This is a genomic window from Bradyrhizobium sp. S3.7.6 (genome assembly GCF_054061875.1).
The window spans coordinates 4,168,847-4,188,644 of record NZ_JBSSEQ010000001.1; the positions used below are offsets into that span (position 1 = coordinate 4,168,847).

At 61.1% G+C, this 19,798-nt stretch carries 22 protein-coding genes and 1 pseudogene; 17 read left to right on the forward strand and 6 right to left on the reverse strand.

Annotated features, from left to right (window positions below):
* Positions 1-174 precede the first annotated feature (174 nt).
* The 5 genes from ACVJ5M_RS19955 to ACVJ5M_RS19975 form a co-directional block, all read right to left on the reverse strand.
* Positions 175-777 carry a plasmid pRiA4b ORF-3 family protein gene (locus tag ACVJ5M_RS19955; RefSeq protein WP_456679378.1) on the reverse strand — a complete coding sequence of 201 codons (603 nt, stop codon included), beginning with the start codon at positions 775-777 and terminating at the stop codon, positions 175-177.
* A complete protein-coding gene (tnpC, locus tag ACVJ5M_RS19960) occupies positions 774-2,339 on the reverse strand; it encodes an IS66 family transposase (RefSeq protein ID WP_456679379.1) in 1,566 nt (521 codons plus the stop codon). The genes ACVJ5M_RS19955 and tnpC overlap by 4 nt, the downstream gene beginning before the upstream one ends.
* A gap of 51 nt (positions 2,340-2,390) precedes the next feature.
* Positions 2,391-2,744 carry an IS66 family insertion sequence element accessory protein TnpB gene (tnpB, locus tag ACVJ5M_RS19965; RefSeq protein ID WP_231142412.1) on the reverse strand — a complete coding sequence of 118 codons (354 nt, stop codon included), beginning with the start codon at positions 2,742-2,744 and terminating at the stop codon, positions 2,391-2,393.
* Complete coding sequence (gene tnpA, locus ACVJ5M_RS19970; protein ID WP_231142008.1) at positions 2,738-3,160, reverse strand: IS66-like element accessory protein TnpA; 423 nt, start codon at positions 3,158-3,160, stop codon at positions 2,738-2,740. Before tnpA ends, tnpB begins: the two co-directional genes overlap by 7 nt.
* 471 nt (positions 3,161-3,631) lie before the next feature.
* A complete protein-coding gene (locus ACVJ5M_RS19975; protein WP_231142185.1) occupies positions 3,632-4,843 on the reverse strand; it encodes a hypothetical protein in 1,212 nt (403 codons plus the stop codon).
* A gap of 115 nt (positions 4,844-4,958) precedes the next feature.
* Between ACVJ5M_RS19975 and ACVJ5M_RS19980 the strand changes: the two genes are divergently transcribed.
* The 7 genes and pseudogenes from ACVJ5M_RS19980 (at position 4,959) to ACVJ5M_RS20010 (ending at position 7,736) form a co-directional block, all read left to right on the forward strand.
* On the forward strand, positions 4,959-5,321 hold the full coding sequence (locus tag ACVJ5M_RS19980; RefSeq protein ID WP_231142184.1) for a hypothetical protein: 363 nt from the start codon (positions 4,959-4,961) through the stop codon (positions 5,319-5,321).
* Complete coding sequence (locus tag ACVJ5M_RS19985) at positions 5,318-5,785, forward strand: hypothetical protein (RefSeq protein WP_354078087.1); 468 nt, start codon at positions 5,318-5,320, stop codon at positions 5,783-5,785. Before ACVJ5M_RS19980 ends, ACVJ5M_RS19985 begins: the two co-directional genes overlap by 4 nt.
* A complete protein-coding gene (locus tag ACVJ5M_RS19990; protein ID WP_231142182.1) occupies positions 5,782-5,973 on the forward strand; it encodes a hypothetical protein in 192 nt (63 codons plus the stop codon). Before ACVJ5M_RS19985 ends, ACVJ5M_RS19990 begins: the two co-directional genes overlap by 4 nt.
* A gap of 165 nt (positions 5,974-6,138) precedes the next feature.
* The gene (locus ACVJ5M_RS19995) at positions 6,139-6,312 is read left to right on the forward strand and encodes a hypothetical protein (RefSeq protein WP_231142181.1); all 174 of its coding nucleotides are present in this window, start codon (positions 6,139-6,141) and stop codon (positions 6,310-6,312) included.
* 40 nt (positions 6,313-6,352) lie between these two features.
* Complete coding sequence (locus tag ACVJ5M_RS20000) at positions 6,353-6,640, forward strand: hypothetical protein (RefSeq protein ID WP_354099103.1); 288 nt, start codon at positions 6,353-6,355, stop codon at positions 6,638-6,640.
* A gap of 488 nt (positions 6,641-7,128) precedes the next feature.
* Positions 7,129-7,296, forward strand: a pseudogene (locus ACVJ5M_RS20005) (GDP-L-fucose synthase); the annotation flags it as partial.
* Positions 7,297-7,532: 236 nt separating this feature from the next.
* Complete coding sequence (locus ACVJ5M_RS20010) at positions 7,533-7,736, forward strand: hypothetical protein (RefSeq protein ID WP_063986285.1); 204 nt, start codon at positions 7,533-7,535, stop codon at positions 7,734-7,736.
* 123 nt (positions 7,737-7,859) lie between these two features.
* On the opposite strand, the gene ACVJ5M_RS20015 is transcribed toward ACVJ5M_RS20010, so the two are convergent.
* Positions 7,860-8,591, reverse strand: a complete 732-nt coding sequence (locus ACVJ5M_RS20015) for an IclR family transcriptional regulator (RefSeq protein WP_231142179.1) — start codon at positions 8,589-8,591, stop codon at positions 7,860-7,862.
* 235 nt (positions 8,592-8,826) lie between these two features.
* Between ACVJ5M_RS20015 and ACVJ5M_RS20020 the strand changes: the two genes are divergently transcribed.
* From ACVJ5M_RS20020 to ACVJ5M_RS20065, 10 genes are all read left to right on the forward strand, one after another.
* Entirely contained in the window at positions 8,827-9,657 is an 831-nt protein-coding gene (locus ACVJ5M_RS20020; protein ID WP_231142178.1) for a transporter substrate-binding domain-containing protein, read from the forward strand.
* A 17-nt stretch (positions 9,658-9,674) separates the two neighbouring features.
* Positions 9,675-10,391, forward strand: coding sequence for an amino acid ABC transporter permease (locus tag ACVJ5M_RS20025; protein ID WP_063982553.1), 717 nt, complete (start codon positions 9,675-9,677; stop codon positions 10,389-10,391).
* Positions 10,388-11,206, forward strand: a complete 819-nt coding sequence (locus tag ACVJ5M_RS20030; RefSeq protein ID WP_231142177.1) for an amino acid ABC transporter permease — start codon at positions 10,388-10,390, stop codon at positions 11,204-11,206. Before ACVJ5M_RS20025 ends, ACVJ5M_RS20030 begins: the two co-directional genes overlap by 4 nt.
* Positions 11,203-11,949 (forward strand): amino acid ABC transporter ATP-binding protein, encoded by a 747-nt coding sequence (locus tag ACVJ5M_RS20035; RefSeq protein ID WP_283843392.1) that lies wholly within the window; start codon positions 11,203-11,205, stop codon positions 11,947-11,949. The genes ACVJ5M_RS20030 and ACVJ5M_RS20035 overlap by 4 nt, the downstream gene beginning before the upstream one ends.
* Before the next feature lie 86 nt (positions 11,950-12,035).
* Complete coding sequence (locus ACVJ5M_RS20040; protein ID WP_231142176.1) at positions 12,036-13,352, forward strand: NAD(P)/FAD-dependent oxidoreductase; 1,317 nt, start codon at positions 12,036-12,038, stop codon at positions 13,350-13,352.
* Between the two features lie 59 nt (positions 13,353-13,411).
* Positions 13,412-14,728 carry an NAD(P)/FAD-dependent oxidoreductase gene (locus ACVJ5M_RS20045; protein WP_231142175.1) on the forward strand — a complete coding sequence of 439 codons (1,317 nt, stop codon included), beginning with the start codon at positions 13,412-13,414 and terminating at the stop codon, positions 14,726-14,728.
* Between the two features lie 475 nt (positions 14,729-15,203).
* A complete protein-coding gene (locus tag ACVJ5M_RS20050) occupies positions 15,204-16,601 on the forward strand; it encodes an MFS transporter (RefSeq protein ID WP_354100620.1) in 1,398 nt (465 codons plus the stop codon).
* A 120-nt stretch (positions 16,602-16,721) separates the two neighbouring features.
* Positions 16,722-17,549 (forward strand): BKACE family enzyme, encoded by an 828-nt coding sequence (locus tag ACVJ5M_RS20055; RefSeq protein ID WP_231142173.1) that lies wholly within the window; start codon positions 16,722-16,724, stop codon positions 17,547-17,549.
* 145 nt (positions 17,550-17,694) lie between these two features.
* Entirely contained in the window at positions 17,695-18,900 is a 1,206-nt protein-coding gene (locus ACVJ5M_RS20060) for an MFS transporter (protein ID WP_354078101.1), read from the forward strand.
* Positions 18,901-19,037: 137 nt separating this feature from the next.
* Entirely contained in the window at positions 19,038-19,724 is a 687-nt protein-coding gene (locus ACVJ5M_RS20065) for an outer membrane protein (protein ID WP_231142171.1), read from the forward strand.
* Positions 19,725-19,798: the final 74 nt, after the last annotated feature.

A 19,798-nucleotide genomic window follows, 5' to 3' on the forward strand; every position in this document is an offset into this window, starting at 1 on the left:
CAACATGCTCTTCGTTTTGGTGGCAACTTTGGTGGCAAAAGGGTCGGAGTGACCAAGCATTTGAAGGGTAACGATAATTCGCGGAAAACGTCGAAAAACCCTATAAAACAAGATGTTTGCGGTGGTTTAGGGTGTAAGCGTAGCTCTGAGGCCCATTTGATTGGTGCTTGACGTCTATTTTGAACGCGTGGTGCGCCGGCGCGGCTTCCATATTTCCGACAATGCGTTGACTGCGGCCTCGAGCGCCTTCCGGTCGACGACGTTGGGATCAAACTGCTCGGGGCCCCAGAGGCGCATTTGTTCGTGCTCCGGATGGGTGGGGTCGCTAATGGCGTCGAGGTATTCGGCATAGCCTGACGCACCGCCGACATCTTCCGGAGGACAACGGCTCGCGGCCTCGAGCAAGACGGGAAGTCCCTCCATTGTCGTGTTGTCGAACCACTTTTCGAGCTTGATCACGTGATCCCAGCTGTCGCCGAAGTCGTAGAGATAATGGATCGTCTTCGCGCCGGTCTCGTGAACGATATTGGAGAGCCGCGTCTTGCGAGCATCGATGGGCTGAGGGCCAAAATCTCCATCGGGATCAGGAATACCCCAACGTCCTTCGCCAGCCAGGAACTCGAAGAGATGGCTATTCGTCCAGCCAAACGCCGCCTGAAGCGTCAGATGCAGCCGATCAAGGCGCAGCGTGAGCGGCACGACAAGGCATCGCATCACCTCCGGTTTCACGTCCTCGAGGGTCACCTTGATCCGGACCGCGGTCGTGTTCAGGCTCATGCCGCCAGCCTCGGATCGTGTGCATGCATCGTGTAGATCGACGCCCAAGGGAGCAGTTCGTCCAGTCGCGCCGCAGGCCAACCATTGACGAGCTTCGCGAGAACATCAGCGAGCCAGTGCTCGGCACTGACGCCATTGAGCTTACAGGTCTCGATTAACGAAGCCAGAACTGCCCAATTCTCGGCGCCCTCGTCGCAACCGGCAAAAAGGGAGTTCTTGGCGTTGAGCTTGATCGGCCGCATCGCACGCTCGACAGCATTCGTGTCCATCTCGATGCGCCCGTCATCAAGGTAGAGCGTCAGGCCATCCCAATGACGCAGCGCGTAACGCAAGGCCTTCGCCGTGTCGCTCTTCTGTGCAAGGTGATCAAGCTTGGCCTCAAACCACTGCTTCAAGGCTGTAGCCAGAGGTCGGGCATGCGCCTGCCTGCCAGCACGGCGCTCGGCATCTGATCGGCCGCGGAGCGCTTTCTCGACCGCGTAAAGCTGGGCGATGCGCTCAAGAGCCTCGCGGGCAACCGGAGCTGGCGCCGGAGCAACCTCGCGCTCGATCTTCACAAACTGGCGCCTCAGATGCGACCAGCAGAAGGCGAGCGTCCCGGACAAGGCGTCCACACGCGTCTCTCGGGTCATGGTCTTGTAAGCCTGATAGCCGTCGCAGTGGATGATGCCGCGATAGCCCTCAAGCAGCTGCAAGCCATGAACGGCCCCACGGCCCGGTGCATAGGCGTAAACCACGCCAGGTGGGTCAGGTCCGGCCCAGGGCCTGTCATCGCGTGACAGCGCCCAGAAGTAGCCGGTTTTGGTCCTGCCGCGCCCCGGGTCCAGCACCGGCGCCGGGGTCTCATCGACACAGAGCTTCGAAGAGGCGAGCAGAAGCTGGCGCAGACGATGCCACAAGGGCTTCAATTCCTGGGCGGCATAGCCTACCCAGAAGGCGAGCGTGGAACGGTCGATGGCGATACCGTGCGTCGCCAGCATCTGCGCCTGGCGGTAAAGCGGCAAATGCCAATGATACTTGGCGTCGATCACATGCGCGACGAGCCGCTCAGTGGGCAATCCACCCCTGATCAATCGCTCGGGAGCAGCGTGCTGGAGGACGACGCCATGACAGGCGCGGCAGGCCAGTTTGGGCCGGCGGGTGACGATGACGCGATACTGCGCCGGTACGACGTCTAGCCTCTGGCTCTCATCGTGACCGATCTCGAAGAGGTCGCCCTTACAAGACGGGCAACAGGTCTCGGCCGGTATCAGGATTTCGACAATGCGCGGCAAATGTTCCGGAAGTTGACCACGGTTGGTTCTACGCTCGGCAGTTCTCTTCTCGCAGGTTCTGGGATTGGCGCGATCCTCGGCTGCTTCGAGAGCCGCGACGGCCTCTTCGATGTCCTCCAGAACAACCTGTAACTGATCAGCGTCCAGCTTTTCCGAGGATCGACCGAACTGCGCATCTTTTGCAAGCTTGAGCAACCGCTCGAGCCTGGCGCAGCGATCCAGCAGAGCCGCGGCAAAGACGCGCAACTCGGCTGGATCGCTCGGCAGCTCATCAGGCAAATCACTCATTGGCCCGAGTCTGCCATGCTTCGCGCCCCGATGCAGCGAAGATTTATATCTTTACGCAAGCGCTTTCGGCTGCGGGATTCGAGGTGCGTGCATGCGCGTCCAATCCATGCCAGCAAGCAGCGCCGACAGCTGCGCAGCGTTCATCCGCATCACGCCGGCCACGATGGGAGGCCATTTGAAGCCGCTGCCATCGAGCCGCTTCCAGTACAGCACAAGGCCGCTGCCATCCCAGACGACAATCTTCACACGGTCAGCGCGCTTCGCACGGAAGACCACCGCCACGCCCTTCATCGGGTCATGGCCCAGCGTCTCCTTTGCCAAGAGCGCCAAGCCCTCCGCACCTTTTCTGAAGTCCACAGGTTGCGTCGCCACGTAAATCATGAGGCTCGCGGGCGGCGTCAGCATGAACGTGTCCGTCGAAGCGCCAAGAACACATCACTCAACACAGCAAGGCCAGGCGTCCCTCGCACCTCAACTCGTGCCCCCTGGAGCTCAACCGTCACAACGGCTGCTTCCGGCGACCCGGTGGGCTCTGCGGCCGCCGGTAGCGCCGATTCCGATACCACCGGCACGAACGACAGCGTGTCCGCCGAAGCCGGCAGTACCAACTGGCCCAAACGCGCCCGGCGCCGCCAGTCGTGCACCTGCTGGGGCCGGCACCCATGGCGACGCGCGACATCTGTGACAATCGCCCCCGGCTCGAGGCTTTCCGCGGCAATCTGTGCCTTCAAGTCGTCCGGCCAGCGCTTTCGACCTGCGCCTGCGTACACTTCGATACGCGATGACAACGGTCGTCTTATGTCATCCGAATGGTCGTCCATTGTGAGCACCCTTGCAGAAGAAGACTCTTCTGGCGGTGCTCTCAGGACTGAGTACAAAAATTCTCAAGGGCCTCAACGCCACGCTTACTTTAGGGTGAGACAGCGTGACGCCAAATTATGCGGGCGGGGAAGCCTTCCAAGCTGAGAACGGCGGTTCGATTCCGCTCACCCGCTCCAATTTCCCCTACCTCGAAAATCACTTACGATTCAATGAGTTGCATGGGGTGGAATCGTCGTCAAGAGTCCGAAATAAGACTGTCCACGACATTCTTAGGGCGCTCATAGGGCGCACTCTAAATCGACAGCACAAACAGCAACTTGCCCGCAGTTTTGTTTATAGAATTCCGAATCGGCCTTTTTTCAAAGCGTTTTCGTGAAGTGCAGTGATGTTCGTGTGCTTACATCAACAGATTAGGCGGCTGTTTTTGATTCGATGATGATCGCGCGTCGATGTCACGCAATGTCACTGCTTCACGTCGCTCCGTACAGGTCTTTCGAGAGCATTACGATCTCCGGCGGAGCTTGTTCTGAGATGTCATCCAAATAACCGATGAATGCGTTCGGATCGTTCATCGAAAAGATTTTTGCCCTGTAACTTATCTCTGATCTAAGGCGCCCTTGGGTTAGCAGCGATGCGCACTGGCGATCGACGAACATTGCGTCGACAAATGGGGCATACGTCGCGATTGCGTTGAAGTCGTTGAGGATGCTCGCCTTCATCGCTGTGCGCTGCCCGGAAGAGATCCTCCAAGCAAGCGCAGCGAAAAGGTAAGCAAAAATCCGGTGCGCCGGTTGGAAATGATTTTCGGGCCAATCCAGAAACTTCAAGACTTCGTTGAATGCTGCGTTACGAGGCGTGCCACTTTTTATGAAGAGATCAGTCAGTTGCTGATATCGATTGATCAGGTTGAAGCTCAACTGCAGGACGCTCGATGGATCGTTGGAAGCCATCGCGGCTTCATTCCTCTTAATTTGAGCCACTAACGCTTGACGCATCGCCGGTCCGTAGGCGTTGAGTTCGTGCTTCAACACCTCGTCGAATGTTGGTTTTTTCTGAGCCCATTGATCTGCGAGATCCTGCAAACTCGCTTCTGCTGTTGCGCGGTCGCTCCGAATGCCTGGAGCGAAAATCGACATGTTAGAGTTCACGTTGATGTGGAACACCGGTAGCCACACATTGCGCTCGCCCGTGAGAATGTCGTCCACGTTGAAGCTAATCGCCGGCGCCGGCTGTTTCTTTATGTAAGCTTCGGCAAACTGCCATTCCTGCTCAGCGGCAATCACCTCAGTACGCTCAAGGGAGGTTTCCCCGCTGAACATTTCATGCGCCAGCCTGAGCTCCTCAGGAGAATGCCAGACGATAGTCTCGTCGGCGTGGAGGTTCGAGATCGGGAAGATTACCTGTTGGCGCAGATAGGCTCGATTTGCCGCAGCATAGCAATCTTGCCAGAATTTCTCGTGAGCAGCGCCTGGCTTTCGCGTTTTTGATTTCGTTTTGTACAGCTCGCTGACTGCGAACTGATCCAGGTATATGACGCGCTTGTCTAGGTCGGGCAGTCCTTCATCGTGCGAGTAGCGACACTGCTGACAGCGCTTCGTTACGCTGTTGTCGCCGACAGAAAGTGTGCCGAACGTCTCCTTCTTGCAGCGAGGGCACTGACGAAATGGTGGTAGCTCGAACATGAAGACCTGCCCTTGAAGCGTAGTGCAGCAACAACATAGAAGCACGATTGCTCAAATATGAGCTACAATACAACCTGAAATCAACCGAACAACGAAACACTTACAAGGGAGGTGTATGAACTTACTGACTGAGACCGTGGCGGCAATTCAGGAATCAGGCCATTCCACGGATGATATTGTTTTTATCGGATCAGAGGAAACTGGACACAGCTGCACATGGGAGCAATTCCAGATCCTCGCTGATAAGGAATATGATGCAGGCTTCGGCTCGCAGAAAGTAGCCGAAGACCTGATCATCGTTTTCTCCGATGGCGCCAAAATGTGGCGCGGTGAATACGATGGATCCGAAGGGTGGGATTTCTCGGCGCCGTTCAAAGCCCCAGCAGCGATCCAACCAATCAGAAATTTGTTCACTCTGGGGGTCGGCTGGGACTCTCTGGCTGACATGAATCCTGACGCCGAGCAGGATGCAGAATGACCGCCTTCACGCAGGGCCCACTGACGAAACACTCACAAGGGAGGTGTATGGAAATCAATCGAGAAAGTCAGCACACACAAGGCCGGCTGAACTACGCATACCCAGAGAAAAATGACGGCGTAATCTATTTCAGCTTAGTGGTCCCGTATCAACCTGGGCAGGTGGTTGCTGTGGCGAGATCGGTTCTTGAACCTGACGCCCGCCGCTTAGCGGCGTGCTGGAATGCGTGCGAGGGGCTGCCGACTGATCGGCTGGAATCAGAGTTGATCGAAAACACGCTGTCATGCAACGCCGGCGAGATTTATGAGTTGCGTGCGCAGCTTGATGCCGCCCGCGCGATGCTGTCCGCCGTGATGAAGAAATCCGATGACGACATCGCAGCGATCGAGAAGGCTGGCGGCTTGGTTGACGCGCCGCCGCTGGCCGAGCGCATCCGCATGTTCCTGAAGGGCAGTGAATCGTGACCGCCGACCGCGAGCTGCTGGCGTTGGCAGCGAAGGTGGCGGGGATCGATATCGGCTGGTACGAGATGATAGCGTTCGTCGTCACTGATAATGGCCCAGAGTCATGGAATCCGCTCACCGACGACGGTGACGCGCTGCGCCTGGCGGTGAAGCTCGGGCTGACGGTGCAGATTGAGCGCGATGACTGATGGGCCACCACAGCGCGCTTCCTGCTACCTGGGCGACTTTCGTCAAATACCTGCATGGTAGACTTCGCTGATCACGACGGCGATGAGGCCGCAGCCACTCGCAGCGCCATCGTCTGCGCCGCCGCCAAGATCGGCCACCATATGTCGTGATGCGACAATCCCGGTATGATCCTCTTCCTCAAATCCACTGACGACGGCAGCGACAACAAGATGCCGCTGCACGACAAGCTGGTCCTGATCTTCAAGGAGCGGGTGAAGGAGGCAGAGGACGACGAGGACCGGGCGCGGGCGGAGCGGGATCTGGCCAAGCTCCAGTCTGGGGCAGGGGCGACCGAATGACAGTTAGGTTAGCGTCGGAATTTTTTATTAGGAGAGAATCATGAAGGTCAAATTTAAACTGCCAGTGGGTGCGCTGGTGAACGGCTGGCGCCATCTGGGCGGCGGTGAATTCGCTGCTGTGGCTGATGCCACGGCGCCGACGGGGAATTTCCCGCATGTGCTTGATGGCACCGTGTCCGGGCCGGATGATGAACTGGAGCCGCTGGTTATCGTGCCGTTCGATGATCCCCTGGTAGGCGGCTATCGCAAGATCGCATTCGCGGACGTAAGCGCTGCAGTAGCTGAGGCTATCAAGCGTGCCACCGGACGGTTGATAGCGGCTGAATAGAATCGAAACAGCTGATAGAGTGCGAGGCGCCGGTTGACACGGCGCCTTTTTTGTTGGCCGGCGTCGCCGAAAGTTCCATTTTTCAGGGCGCTCATAGGGCGCAATAGGGCGTGACTTGGACGGCTTTTTGGGTATTTCGAGTGACATCGCGTGCAGTCGAAAATTCAGTAAAGTGCTTGTTTTAAGCACTTTGGTGAACTTCGGTGAAGTCGCGGGATAGATATGGTTTTGACTTCCAAGCTGAATACGAGGGTTCGATTCCCTTCACCCGCTCCAAATTTTTCGAAGATTTTGCGAGAGTGGTCAGGTTTCAGTCTGACAAATCGGCTGCTTGACACGTCCTGATGCTCGCTTTGCGATCGACTGTTTCGCGGTGGAACGATCGTGGTGTGCACTCTGGCGGGGGCCGCGCTCGGGCCGCGGCTACTGCGGTGGTGAGGTGTTGCGTCAATACCGACGTCGAACTCGAAACCGCGACAAATGCGTGCGGCGATATCAGTGTCGATAGCTCGCGTCCCGATCGAACGCCGCGCAAACTGCTCGACGTTAGCCGTCTCGCCAAGCTCGGCTGGCGTGCCACGACCTCGCTTCACGATGGCTTGAAGTGCGCCTATGCGGCGTATCAGGCCGGCGCGCCGGTGGCGGCGCGAGAGTAGGAACCTTCACCGCAAACAAGAGTTGGCCGGTCGGGTAGGGCGAAAAGCCACACGAGGCCGACCGTGCAACAAGCCGTGCGCGTGCGCTCCACCGCGCAAATCGCGGGTCATCCGATGCTGGTGCCATCGACAAGGCCGGCACATTGCTGGTCGCCGACGACAGCGGCAACGCCGTGTGGCGGGTGACGGCGGCCCATCGGCAGGTCACGCAGCGCTAGATATCGAGGAGTTGCACCATGGGCCTTGCTCAATACGCGATCGTGCCGGTCGAGGATGAATGGGGCGTGCTGCATGACGGCGACGTCAAAAGCAAATACGCGACCAAGGAAGCCGCGTTCGAGTCCGCGGTCGCTGCCGCCTCCCTGGCGATCCGTCAGGGGCATGAGGTGCATGTCAGCGTTCCCGGTCGTGAAGCCGGCGAGAATGCGCTGGGAAGCTAGGGATACGATCAAGCCCGTGCGCTTGTGATCCTGAGCGAGTACCGCGCCACGACTGCGCATCATCCCTAGTGAACGAGATCCGCTAACCTGTTTCCGGCCGTCGCCACGCCACCCTGATCCTTCCTACTGACCGACGATGGCGTCGATTTCCTCTTTCAGGAGGGCGCCGTAATGTTCGAGGACGCCCGGCGTCAGCTTGGCGCAGAGCAGCGTGAAACTGAGCGCCGCGCCCGGCTTTTCGCCCGGCGTCATGATCGGCAATCCAACTCCGGCAATGCCGGGAATGAGCTCGCCCACATCCACCGCGTAACCGCGGCGACGGGTGTCGGCGATCAGCTGTCGAACCTTGTTCTCGGTGAGGTTGCGATAGGACGCGTAGCGCCCGAGGTTGGCGCGGATGATGTAGTCCTGCTCGTCCTCGTCCAGGAATGCGAGCATTGCGATCGAGCCCGGGCCCACGCCGAGGGGGACGAAGCCGCCGATCGATCCCGTCAGCGTCGGCACGATGCATTCGCCGTCGCGCCGGTCGAGACAAACGGAATCGTGGTTGAAGCGGGCCATCAGATGGGTCGTGTCGCCGGTGCGGCGCCTGAGCCGGGACAGCGCGATCTCGCAGCGGCTGATGATGCCGGGGCCGCGAGCCGCGCGGACGCCGTAGATCGCCATGCGCGCACCCAACCTGTAGCGCCGTTTTTTGTCGTCGCGGGCAAGCAGCTTGTGACCGACCAGCGTGTTGAGGATGCGGTGACAGGTGGCGGTGTTTAGCCCGGAGCGGGCCGCCAGGTCCTTGAGCGATAGGCCCTCGACGCCGCCATCGGCGACGAGATCCAGCAGGATGACGGTCCGGTCGAGCAACTGGGCTCCACTGGAGGGCGGTTGGGCGATCACCGGCACAGTATCTCACATCATGAAAAAAGCGGTCTCAACAACTTGTACATTGAGAAAGATGCGTCTCCAATGATGAAAATTAGGTCGCTTGGGATTGATGCATATTTTTTGAGCGACCTGATTTCTGCATTCGCAAAGCTGATGGCTGACGCGGCGCTGTGGCAACAGGGCTGGAGGGCCGTGATTTATCCAGAGGAACAGGATGACAGGCTTCAAAACGATGATGGGCGTTTCCGCTGTTGCGCTCGCTGCTTTTTTTGCTGGTAGCGCCGCCGTGGCGGGCACGCTTGAGAACGTCAAGGCGCGCGGCAAGCTCGTCGTCGGCGTGAAGAATGATTACGTGCCCTATGGCTATCTGAACGACAAGGGCGACATCGTCGGCTTCGAGGTCTCGCTTGCGAAGTACGTTGCCAAGGAGCTCCTTGGCTCCGAGGACAAGATCGAGCTCGTGCCTGTCGTCGCGTCCAATCGCATCGAATTCCTGACCGCCGGCCGCATCGATGCGATCTTCGCCACGCTCGGCGTCACGGCCGAGCGCGCCAAGGTCATCGACTTCACGACGGAATACGTTTCCGCTGCCGGCCCGTCCGTGCTGGCGGCCAAGGAAGCGACGGTCTCCAAGTGGGAAGAGCTGAAGGGCAAGTCGGTCTGCGGTATCCAGGGCTCCTACTACAACAAGAAGATGACCGAGGAGTTCGGCATCAATCTCGTGGCCTTCAAGACCCAGCCGGAAGCCTATCGTGCGCTGAAGGACAATCGTTGCATCGGCTTCGTCTTTGACGACATGACGCTTCAGCAGAAGCTCAAGGAGCCCGATTGGGCAAACTACAAGATCGCGGTGGCGCCCTATGAATTCCAGCCGATGGCGGGCGGCCTTCGCAAGGGAGATACGGAATTCCGCGAAGCCGTCGACAAGGCCATCGCGAAGGCCGAGGCCGAAGGCAAGCTGATCGCGTGGGAGACGGAGTTCGGCATGCCGCACTCCGACTACATCGCCGCGCGGGCGAAGGCTGCGGTCGCGAAGAAGAACTGACGCACACGGAGCGGCCTTTGTTCGGACTCGACTATTCCTGGCTCGCGGATCCTGCGTACCAGCAATGGCTGCTGACCGGTGTTGTCAACACGCTGAAGCTGGCGGCGCTCTCATCGGCGGCCGCTATCCTCATCGGGATGCTCGGGGCCCTCGGGCTCACGCTGCGGATTTTCTGGCTCGATGCCCTGATCGAGCTGTTCGTAGAGGTGTTCCGCAACACGCCGCCGCTGTTGCAGATGTTGTTTGCCTATTTCACCTTCTCGAACCTCGGCCTCAAGGTGACCGATCCGTCGACGGGATTATCGGTTCCGCTTCTCAGTGCTTTTGCCTGTGCTGCGATTTCGCTCAGTCTCTTCGGCGGGGCGCTGGCGACCGAAGCCTTCCGCTCGGGCATCGAAACCATGCCGCGGTCGATCATCGATGCCGCACGGTCGCTGGGGTACGGCCGATGGGCCCGCTTCTGGCGCATCGAGGCGCCGATCGCCACCCGCATCTGCCTGCCGGGACTGACGAACATCCTGACCAACCTCTTTAAGACGACGTCGCAGGCATCCGTCATCACCGTGCCGGAACTGATGTACTACGCCGGGCAGATCTACAATGACACGTTCCGCACGCTCGAGGTCATGATTCTGGTCCTCCTCATATATGTGGTGCTGGTGTCCATCCTCACATTTGCAATGGCGAGGCTCGAAGCCTTCATGGCCTTCCCAGGTTACGGGAGGGGGCATTGATCGCGGGCTCCATGCTCTCCTACGACGGAAAGAAGCGCGCCGTTCTGCTGCTGATCGCCTTTGGCGTGGCCGTCTGGATCGGGGTCGATGCGGCGGCGGGCGGCTCGGCGCACTGGAGCCGCGTGCTGGCGCGGCTTCCTCTGCTTCTCACCGGCTCGGCGTCCGGCTGGCCGATCAATGGCGGCTTTGCCCTCAATATCATTCTCTCGATCGCCTCCATGGCACTGGCGACGGTGCTCGGTACGATCATGGGTCTTGCGACGCTCGCCAGGTTCGGGCCGATCCGGGTCCCGTCTCTTCTGCTGATGAATTTCCTGCGCAATTCACCCTGGCTCGTTCTGCTTTTTGCAACGCTCTATTTCCTGCCGTTTGAGATGCATGTCTTCGGCACGACCATTGCGTTCCCGCCGTTCGTGAAGGCCGTGATTGGCCTTGCGCTGCCGACGGCGGCGAATTTCTCCGAGGTGATCCGGGGCGCCGTTCAGTCCATTCACAGCGGTCAGTGGGAAGCGGCACGTTCGCTAGGCTATGGCACCGGCCAGATCTATCGCCACGTGATCATGCCGCAGGCGCTGCGGCGCATGATCCCGGGCTGGATGAATTCCTACGCGTTGCTGATGATCGCGACAGCGCTCGCCACGGTGACCGGTATCCAGGACGTGCTGACAATTCTGAATACTTTGCTCGCCATGGAGAACGAGCGCGTGATCGTCTACTTCTATTTGACCATCCTTTTCCTGTTCATCGCCTATTGCTATCCGATCGCGGTCGTCGCGCGCCGGTTGGAGCGCGCCGTGAAGGGAGAAAGCCTGTGAACCGCATCGACGCGCTGATCGAGCTCGACAACGTCCGCAAGTCCTTCGGTGACGTCCCTGTTCTCAAGGGCATTTCGATGTTCGTGCAGAAGGGCGAGGCAGTCTGCATTATCGGTCCTTCCGGGTCGGGAAAGTCCACCATTCTGCGCTGCATCAACGGCCTGATTCCCGTGGACGAAGGCTTTGTCCGCGTCGGCGCACACCGTGTGCATGAAATGAGGTCGGAAAAGCAGATGCGGGTGCTGCGCCATCAGGTCGCGATGGTGTTCCAGCAGTACAATCTTTTCCCGCATCGTACGGCACTGGAAAACATCATGATGGCGCCGATCCAGGTTCTCGGACACGATCGCGCCGAAGTCGAGGAGCGGGCCCGCAAGCTCCTGAAGAAGGTGCGGCTCTCGGAGAAGGCGGACAGCTATCCGGGGCAGCTGTCCGGCGGCCAGCAGCAGCGCGTGGCAATCGCCCGCGCACTCGCGATGCAGCCGGAAGCGATCCTGTTCGACGAGGTGACGGCTGCGCTCGATCCCGAAACGGTAAAGGACGTGCTGTTCGCGATCCGCGAACTGGTGGAGGAGGGCCTCACCTGCATTCTCGTGACGCACGAGATGAAGTTCGCCCGGGAAGTCTCGCAACGCGTTTGTTTCACCGATCGTGGTCTGATCGTGGAAAGTGCACCTCCTGCGGAACTCTTCGACAATCCGCGAGACCCGCGCACGCGCGAATTCCTCGGTCAGGTTCTCTGATCGCACCACCGGGGCGGACGCGCTGCGTGGTGCGGCCATCCCACGTGCAATGAAAATGAAAGGTGAGCCGGAAGGCCCAATACATCATGCCTCGTTTTGATGACATCTACGCCAAGGACTTCAAGGAGACGCCTTACTGGTGGGAGGCCGCGGAACCGGAGACCGATCTCGATCCGCTGCCGGAGCGAGCCGACGTCGTGGTCATCGGCTCGGGCTATGCCGGGTTGAATGCAGCGACTCATCTGGCGCGCGCCGGGCGCTCCGTCGTCGTCATCGACGGTGACCGGATCGGGGAGGGAGCCTCGACGCGTTCGGGCGGGATGGTGTCGAGTGGCCAGAAGCTGGTGGTTAGTGGTGCGATCAAGGGAATCGATCCCGTGCTCTTCTCGCGCCTGATCGGCGAGAGCAACGAGAGCTTCGATTATCTGAAGATGCTGGTCGAGACGGAGAAGCTGGATGCGGGGCTTGCGCTCAGCGGCCGCTTTTTCGGCGCCCACGCCGCGGGCGATTACGAAACCCTGAAGCGGCACGGCATGCTTCTGGCGGAAAAGACCGGCGTGACCGTACATTTCCTCGATCGCGCGCATCAGCGATCGGCCATCGGTTCGGACTATTATCACGGCGGCATGGTGATCGACGAATATGGCGGTCTGCATCCGGGCAAGTATCACAAGGCGCTGCGCGACCGGGCGCGCGCCGCCGGCGTCATGCTGCGCTCGCATGCGCGCGCGGGTATGGTGCAGGATGGTGCGAAAGGAGAGAAGATCGTGCCGACCGCTCGAGGCGCCATCCGGGCTGCCCACGTGGTCGCAACCACAAACGGTTACACCGCCGCCGATGCGACGCCTGGCCTCGCCAGCCGTATCGTGCCGGTCAAGAGCTATCAGATTGCCACCGCGCCGCTGCCGGCCGATCTCCTGGCCGAGCTCGTTCCGCAGGCCCGCATGGTGTCCGACACACGCCGTGATTTGATCTACGCCAGGCCGTCGCCTGACGGGACACGGCTTCTGTTTGGTTCACGCCCGGGCATCTTCGACATGCCCGACAAGCTGGCCGCGAAGCGGCTTTATGCGCGCATGTTGGCCATCTGGCCGCAGCTTGCGGGCGTGAAGATCACTCATGCCTGGAGCGGGCGCGTGGCCATGACCGTCGACAAGATAGCCCATCTCGGGGCTCGCGACGGCGCGGATTTCGCGGCTGGTTGCAATGGCAACGGCGTCGCGCTGATGACCTTTCTCGGCTACCAGACAGCACGCAAAATTCTCGGCGAGCAGAACATGCCATCGGCCTTCGATCGCGAGACATTCACGGCCGTGCCCTTCTATTCGGGCAAGCCCTGGTTCGTGCCGCTCTTTGCCGGCTGGTATCGCCTGCGCGATTTCCTCGACCGTCCGGGACGCTGAGCCCGGGCGGCACATCCGGCCCGGCTCGCCTTCCGCGTACCCGTTTCAAGGAGGACCACGTGTCCAGGATTATTCCCGATCTTGTCGTCGCGCCGCAGGAGCTGCCTGCGCATGTGGACGTCGTCGTGATCGGCGGCGGCATCATCGGCGTGTCGACCGCGCTTTCGCTGGTTGAGCGTGGCGTCTCCGTTGCCCTGTGCGAAAAGGGATTGATCGGAGCAGAGCAGTCGTCGCGAAACTGGGGCTGGGTACGCCAAATGGGGCGCGATCCGGCCGAGTTGCCGCTCGCGATCGAGAGTCTTCGGCTCTGGCGTGGCATGAACGAGCGTATCGGCGGCGAAACCGGCTTTCGGCAGGCCGGCATCGCCTATCTCTGCGACACGGATGCCGACGTTGCGATGTATGACGAGTGGTTGAAACACGCCACGTCTTTCGATCTCGACTCTCGCTTCGTAAGGGGCGAGGCGCTGAAGACGCTCATGCCGGGTATGGCGAAACCGTTCCGTGCCGCGCTGCATACGCCGAGCGACGGCAAGGCGGAGCCGTTTATCGCCGTCCCTGCAATCGCGCGCGGCGCGGCCGCGAAAGGGGTGCATATCCTCACCAACTGCGCGGTCCGTTCCATCGAGCGATCGGCGGGCAGGGTGAGCGGCTGTGTCACCGAGCGCGGCGAGATTCGCTGTTCGTCCGTCGTGCTGGCGGGAGGGGCTTGGTCGCGCCTCTTCGCCGGCAACATGGGCATCGATCTTCCGGTCCTGAAGATCCTCGGCAGCGTCGCCCGCGTTTCTTCGATCGAGGGCGTTCCGGATTTTGCCGTTGGTGCGGGCAACTTCGCTTTCCGCCGCCGTCTAGATGGCGGGTTCACCGTCGCCCAGCGCAACGCGAACGTCGCCCCGATTACGCCGGACAGTTTTCGATTGTTCTGCGACTATGCGCCGACGCTCATCAAGAGCTGGAACGAACTGACGCTTCGCATCGGCGGTCAGTTCGTTCGCGAGGTGAAAATGGCCCGCAGCTGGAAGAGTGATGAGGTTAGTCCTTTCGAGCATGTCCGCATTCTTGATCCCGATCCGTCGCTGCGGTTCGTCCACGGCGGCGTCACCCATCTGTGCGAAGCCTTCCCGGCGTTCCGCGGCGCCAAGATCATGCAAATGTGGGCCGGCCTGATGGATGTCACGCCGGATGCCGTTCCAGTTATCGCTCCGGTCGGCTCCGTTCCAGGCTTCTATCTCGCGACCGGCTTCTCGGGCCACGGCTTCGGTATCGGTCCTGGCGCCGGCGCCCTGATGGCCGATCTCGTGACCGGTTCGACGCCTTGCGTAGATCCCGCACCCTTCCGGATGGAGCGCTTCAAGCGCTTGAAGAGGGCCGCCTGATTTTTGATGCCCACGCCAAACAAGGTGTAGTCGTCACGGGAGCTCTTCTCGTGGCAGACGGCGGCGGCTGGTCTCCCACACACAGTCGCGCTGTCTGATGCGGGCAATCTTGCTGGCATGGGAGAAGCGAGCCCAGCGTGCGCTTGTGGCGAAAAGCGTGTTTTGAACGGACGGTCTGAAAATATCTGGTCGTCTCTGCGTCGGATGTCGACGACGCGTCTCCGCCGGAGCGCTGCTGATCGGCGCACAATCGCCAACTCTGTTCAAGTCCGGCGAAAATAACATCATGTTAGGTTTATCGCATAACTGGGTAATTGTGTTAGCCCGGCGAAAGCCTATTGTCGCGACCAATCGGATACCCATCGGCAGTGACAAGCGCTCGCGGAAGTCGGCAGAGCGCCCGGAGAATGCTGCCCAATTTCTAGCGAAGCCCGACAACGGGACGTCAGCAAACCCAGTGGAGGAATTTTCTGCGATGACCACGACTCGCACGATCCGTCACATGAGTCAGTCCAGGAAGGCCGCTGCCAGCGGCTGGATCGGTTCGGCTCTCGAATATTATGACTTCTTCATCTACGCGACCGCCGCGTCGCTGATCTTCCCGCAAATCTTCTTCCCGTCGGAAAATCCCACCGTCGCCATCGTCGCATCGCTGGCGACCTATGGTGTGGGATATGTGGCCCGGCCGATCGGGGCTTTCGTTCTCGGACATTGGGGCGACACCCATGGCCGCAAGACCGTTCTCATCGTCTGCATGTTCCTGATGGGCATCTCGACGATGGCGGTGGGTTTTCTGCCGACCTATCAGCAGGTCGGCATCCTGGCGCCGATCCTGCTCGTCATCCTGCGCCTTGTGCAGGGATTTGCGGTGGCCGGTGAAATCTCCGGCGCGAGCTCGATGATCCTGGAGCATGCGCCGTTCGGCCGGCGCGGCTTCTATGTCAGTTTCGCCCTTCAGGGCGTGCAGGCCGGACAAATCCTCGCGGCAGCCGTGTTCCTGCCGCTGGCGGCCTATATGCCGACCGACGCATTCAATAGCTGGGGATGGCGGATTCCGTTCCTGCTCAGCTTCTTCGTCATTGTCGCAGGCTACATCATTCGTCGCGAAGTCGACGAAACCCCTGCCTTTGCGCAAGAGGGCGCACGGGGAGAAACGCCGCGGTCGCCCATTGTTCAGGCCATCAAGCTGAGCTGGCGCGACATGCTCAGGGTCATCTGCATGGCTCTGATGAACGTCATCCCGGTCGTTGCGACCATCTTCGGTGCGGCCTACGCGGTGCAGCCGGCCTATGGCATCGGTTTTGCCAAGGACGTCTATCTGTGGATCCCGGTCCTCGGAAATATGCTGGCCATATTCGTCATTCCCTTCGTCGGCAATCTCTCCGACAAGGTCGGTCGCAAGCCTCCGATCATCGTGGGCGCGCTGCTCTCAGGCTTGCTTGCCTTCGTCTATCTCTATGCCATCAGCATCAGGAATGTGCCGCTGGCGATCCTGGTGTCGCTGCTGATGTGGGGCGTCGTCTATCAGGGCTACAACGCGATCTTCCCGAGCTTTTACCCCGAGCTGTTTCCGACACGCACCCGCGTGTCGGCGATGGCGATCTCGCAGAACATCGGAACGACCATCACCGCATTGCTTCCGGCCCTGTTTGCGACCGTGGCACCTCCCGGCTCGGACAATGTCCCCTTGACGGTGGGAGCGATCGCCTTCGGTATCACTGTCATCGCGGCGCTGGCGGCCGTCACGGCCCGGGAGACCTATCGGGTCAGTATCGATGATCTCGGCAATCCCAAGGCCGTTCCGATGCCGCGGGCCGACTATGAGCGGCAGCGTGCGGAGGCGGCGAGTGGTGCGGCCGCAATTCCGACCTGAAGGGCACGCAAGGGGCCTGCCGCTGCGATCGATGATGTTTGCAGCGGCAGGGCTCGATGCGTTACTTGAGTGCCTATTCGAAGTCCGTGCGCGCGAGCGCGATCATCATGAGGTCAAGGGATGAACCCCGTTGTTGTTGCTGTCGCCATCACCGGCTCCGTTCCGCGCAAGAAGGACAATCCCGCGGTGCCGATCTTGCCGTCCGAGCAGATCGAGTCGACGCAGGAGGCCTTCGAGGCCGGCGCCACGCTTGCCCATATCCATGTTCGCAACGATGACGAGACGCCGTCCTCCGACCCCGCGCGCTTCGCGCAGGTGCAGGAGGGGATCAAAAAGCATTGTCCGGGGATGATCGTTCAGTTCTCGACCGGCGGGCGGGGCCGCGATCCCTCGGCGCGGGGATCATCGCTTTATCTGAAGCCGGACATGGCCTCGCTGTCGACAGGATCGGTGAACTTTCCGACGATCGTCTATGAGAACGGCGCCGCCCTGGTCGAGACTCTCGCGACCGGCATGAAGACAAATGGCATCCGCCCGGAAATCGAGATCTTCGATCTGTCGCATCTACACGGTGCGCGGCGTCTGATCGAGGCGGGGCTGATGGACTCGCGTCCGCACGTGCAATTCGTCATGGGCGTCAAGAACGCGATGCCTGCGGACGAGCATGTCCTCGACATCCTCCTGGGAGAGCTGAAGCGGCTGATCCCGAAAGCGACGTGGACCGCTGCCGGGATCGGACGCCATCAGGCCGAGGTCATGGGCTGGGCGCTTGCGCGCGGCGCCGACGCGGTGCGCACCGGGCTCGAGGACAATATCAGGATCGACAAGACCCGCCTGGCCGCCAGCAATGCTGAGCTCGTGACCATCGCCGGCGAGGCTGTCGCGCGCCACGGCCGGCGCGTCGCGACCGCGGCCGAGGCGCGATCCGTGCTCGGGCTCGCGGGGTAGAGGCTACTGCCTCCTGCTGACATGCTCCCGGCCGCCTTCTGCCATTCGGCGGCCGGCGTTCCGCTGCGCCAGGACTTCCGTTATCAAGACTCCCGCTATGACGTGTCTGTGCGCACGCATGCAGCTGGGGCAGGCGACGATCTGAATGCGGTTCTTGAAATCTGACGGCAGGCTCATCGGGGTCCTGCTGGTGCTTGCAATCACCCAGCTCATTGGATGGGGCACGATCGGCCTTCCGCCGATCGTGGGCCGCGACCTCGCGGCCGATCTGGGCATGAGCCTGCCGATGGTGTTTGCGGGCACCTCGACGCTCTATGTCACCATGGGCCTTTGCGCGCCCTGGCTCGCCAGGGCTTTTGCGCGGCACGGCGCACGCAAGGTGATGATGGTGGGCACCGTCGTGGCCGTGCCGGGCTATGTCCTTCTGTATTTTGCGCACGAGCCGATGCTCTATTTCGTGGCCTGGGTCATCCTCGGCATGGGCGGCAGCGCCACGCTGTCGACCGGCGCCTATATCATGCTCAACGAGGTCGCCGGGCGACAGGCCAAGAGCGCGATTGGCGCGCTCATGCTGGTGACGGGACTGTCCGGCAGCATCTTCTGGCCGACCACCTCGTTCCTGAGCGGCCATTTCGGTTGGCGCGGCACCTGCCTCGTCTACGCCGCCATGCTGTTTCTCGTTTCGCTGCCGCTTTATGCTTTCGCAACTCCGCGCCGGGCCATCGCGAAGGAGGGGGGCACCGCTCCCGCAAAACAGGCCAATGCGCTGTCGATTCCGCGGAGCACGTTCGGCCTCGTCGTCGCCGCGATCACCGTCAATGCCTTCGTCACGTTCGGCCTGAGTGCCGTTTTCATCGAATTGCTGCGGGCAGAGGGGCTGGCGCCGGCGCAGGCGATCGCCTTCGGCTCGATGCTCGGCGTGATCCAGGTCAGCGCCCGCGGGCTCGACTTCCTCGGCGGCGGGCGCTGGGACGGCATTACGACGGGGCTTGTCGCCGGCACGGCGCTGCCCGTTGCCATGCTGCTCTTGATGCTGAGCGAGGGGGCGACCTGGGCGGTCGCGGTCTTCATCCTGCTCTACGGCGCCGGCAGCGGCGCCATGGCGGTGGCGCGGGCGACGATCCCGCTGGTGTTCTACGATCAGGCCGAGTTCGCCAAGGCGTCGTCGATGATTGCGCTGCCGCTCAATCTGGCCTCCGCGATCTCGCCGCCCGTTCTTGCCGGCCTGCTCACCCAGTTCGGCAGCCGCGGCGCGCTCGGTCTCACCTTCGTCTGCTCCTGCGCAGCGGTGCTGATCCTGGTTCTGCTCGGCCGCCGCCGACCGCAGGTGGCCGCGGCCGGTGTGGTGTGAGGTCGGCGGCACGTCGGTTGCCGCGAGTTGCCGGTCGCTTCCTATTCGTTTTCACCGAGTGTCGCCCGGCCGCCACAGCAAACGCGGGGGGAACCCGCTAGAGTTGGAATCGTCAATCCCATGGGCTGGAATTTGCAATGAAACGCACGCTAATCTGCCTCGCCGCGCTGGCCTGCTCCGCCGTCGCTGCGGATGCTGCCGACTTGCCCGTTAAGGCAGTGCGCTCTGTCGCCGTGTCGCCCTTCGCATGGAGTGGCTTCTATGCAGGTGTCCAAGGTGGTTACGCGTGGAGCCAGGATCGCACTGTCGAATTCTTCTTGGGCGGGCCTCCGACCGGCTTCACGCATGGGTTCCGCGCGGACGGCGGCTTCGGCGGTGTCCATGTGGGCTACAACCATCAATTGGACAGGCTCGTTGTTGGCCTTGAGGCCGATGTAGACGTGGGCCCGGTGAACGGCGGATTTAACATCCCGTTTCTCCGATACGACGCGCGCAAGGAGTGGGAGGCCTCCGTTCGCGGACGGCTCGGCTTTACACCGACTGAGCGCCTGCTGCTCTATGTGACGGGTGGCTTGGCGTTCACCGAGCTGAAGTACCGGTGGACGTCGACATTGGCAGTTCCCACGGTGGATGCCGACATTTCGAAGACCGGATGGACCGCAGGCGTCGGCGGAGAAGCGGCGCTGACCAATCGGGTTACGGCGCGCCTGGAATATCGCTATAGCGATTTCGGCACGTCCCGCTTCGACTGGCCCGACGTCGGGAGCTACGAGCAGCATCCTCGCTTCCAGTCCGTGCGCGGTGGAATCAGCGTCAGGTTCTAGCCGTCATCAGCGGCGCGGATCGCCGTGGCGGAGCGCCGGCGCAGGCGTGATAGCCGTGGCGCGGAAATTCGCCC

Bases quoted from the DNA above. Each gene is read 5' to 3' on its own strand.
- ACVJ5M_RS19955 (WP_456679378.1), bottom strand. From the start codon at position 777: ATGAGCCTGAACACGACCGCGGTCCGGATCAAGGTGACCCTCGAGGAC.
- tnpC (WP_456679379.1), bottom strand. From the start codon at position 2,339: ATGAGTGATTTGCCTGATGAGCTGCCGAGCGATCCAGCCGAGTTGCGC.
- tnpB (WP_231142412.1), bottom strand. From the start codon at position 2,744: ATGCTGACGCCGCCCGCGAGCCTCATGATTTACGTGGCGACGCAACCT.
- tnpA (WP_231142008.1), bottom strand. From the start codon at position 3,160: ATGGACGACCATTCGGATGACATAAGACGACCGTTGTCATCGCGTATC.
- ACVJ5M_RS19975 (WP_231142185.1), bottom strand. From the start codon at position 4,843: ATGTTCGAGCTACCACCATTTCGTCAGTGCCCTCGCTGCAAGAAGGAG.
- ACVJ5M_RS19980 (WP_231142184.1), top strand. From the start codon at position 4,959: ATGAACTTACTGACTGAGACCGTGGCGGCAATTCAGGAATCAGGCCAT.
- ACVJ5M_RS19985 (WP_354078087.1), top strand. From the start codon at position 5,318: ATGACCGCCTTCACGCAGGGCCCACTGACGAAACACTCACAAGGGAGG.
- ACVJ5M_RS19995 (WP_231142181.1), top strand. From the start codon at position 6,139: ATGATCCTCTTCCTCAAATCCACTGACGACGGCAGCGACAACAAGATG.
- ACVJ5M_RS20000 (WP_354099103.1), top strand. From the start codon at position 6,353: ATGAAGGTCAAATTTAAACTGCCAGTGGGTGCGCTGGTGAACGGCTGG.
- ACVJ5M_RS20010 (WP_063986285.1), top strand. From the start codon at position 7,533: ATGGGCCTTGCTCAATACGCGATCGTGCCGGTCGAGGATGAATGGGGC.
- ACVJ5M_RS20020 (WP_231142178.1), top strand. From the start codon at position 8,827: ATGACAGGCTTCAAAACGATGATGGGCGTTTCCGCTGTTGCGCTCGCT.
- ACVJ5M_RS20040 (WP_231142176.1), top strand. From the start codon at position 12,036: ATGCCTCGTTTTGATGACATCTACGCCAAGGACTTCAAGGAGACGCCT.
- ACVJ5M_RS20050 (WP_354100620.1), top strand. From the start codon at position 15,204: ATGACCACGACTCGCACGATCCGTCACATGAGTCAGTCCAGGAAGGCC.
- ACVJ5M_RS20055 (WP_231142173.1), top strand. From the start codon at position 16,722: ATGAACCCCGTTGTTGTTGCTGTCGCCATCACCGGCTCCGTTCCGCGC.
- ACVJ5M_RS20060 (WP_354078101.1), top strand. From the start codon at position 17,695: ATGCGGTTCTTGAAATCTGACGGCAGGCTCATCGGGGTCCTGCTGGTG.
- ACVJ5M_RS20065 (WP_231142171.1), top strand. From the start codon at position 19,038: ATGAAACGCACGCTAATCTGCCTCGCCGCGCTGGCCTGCTCCGCCGTC.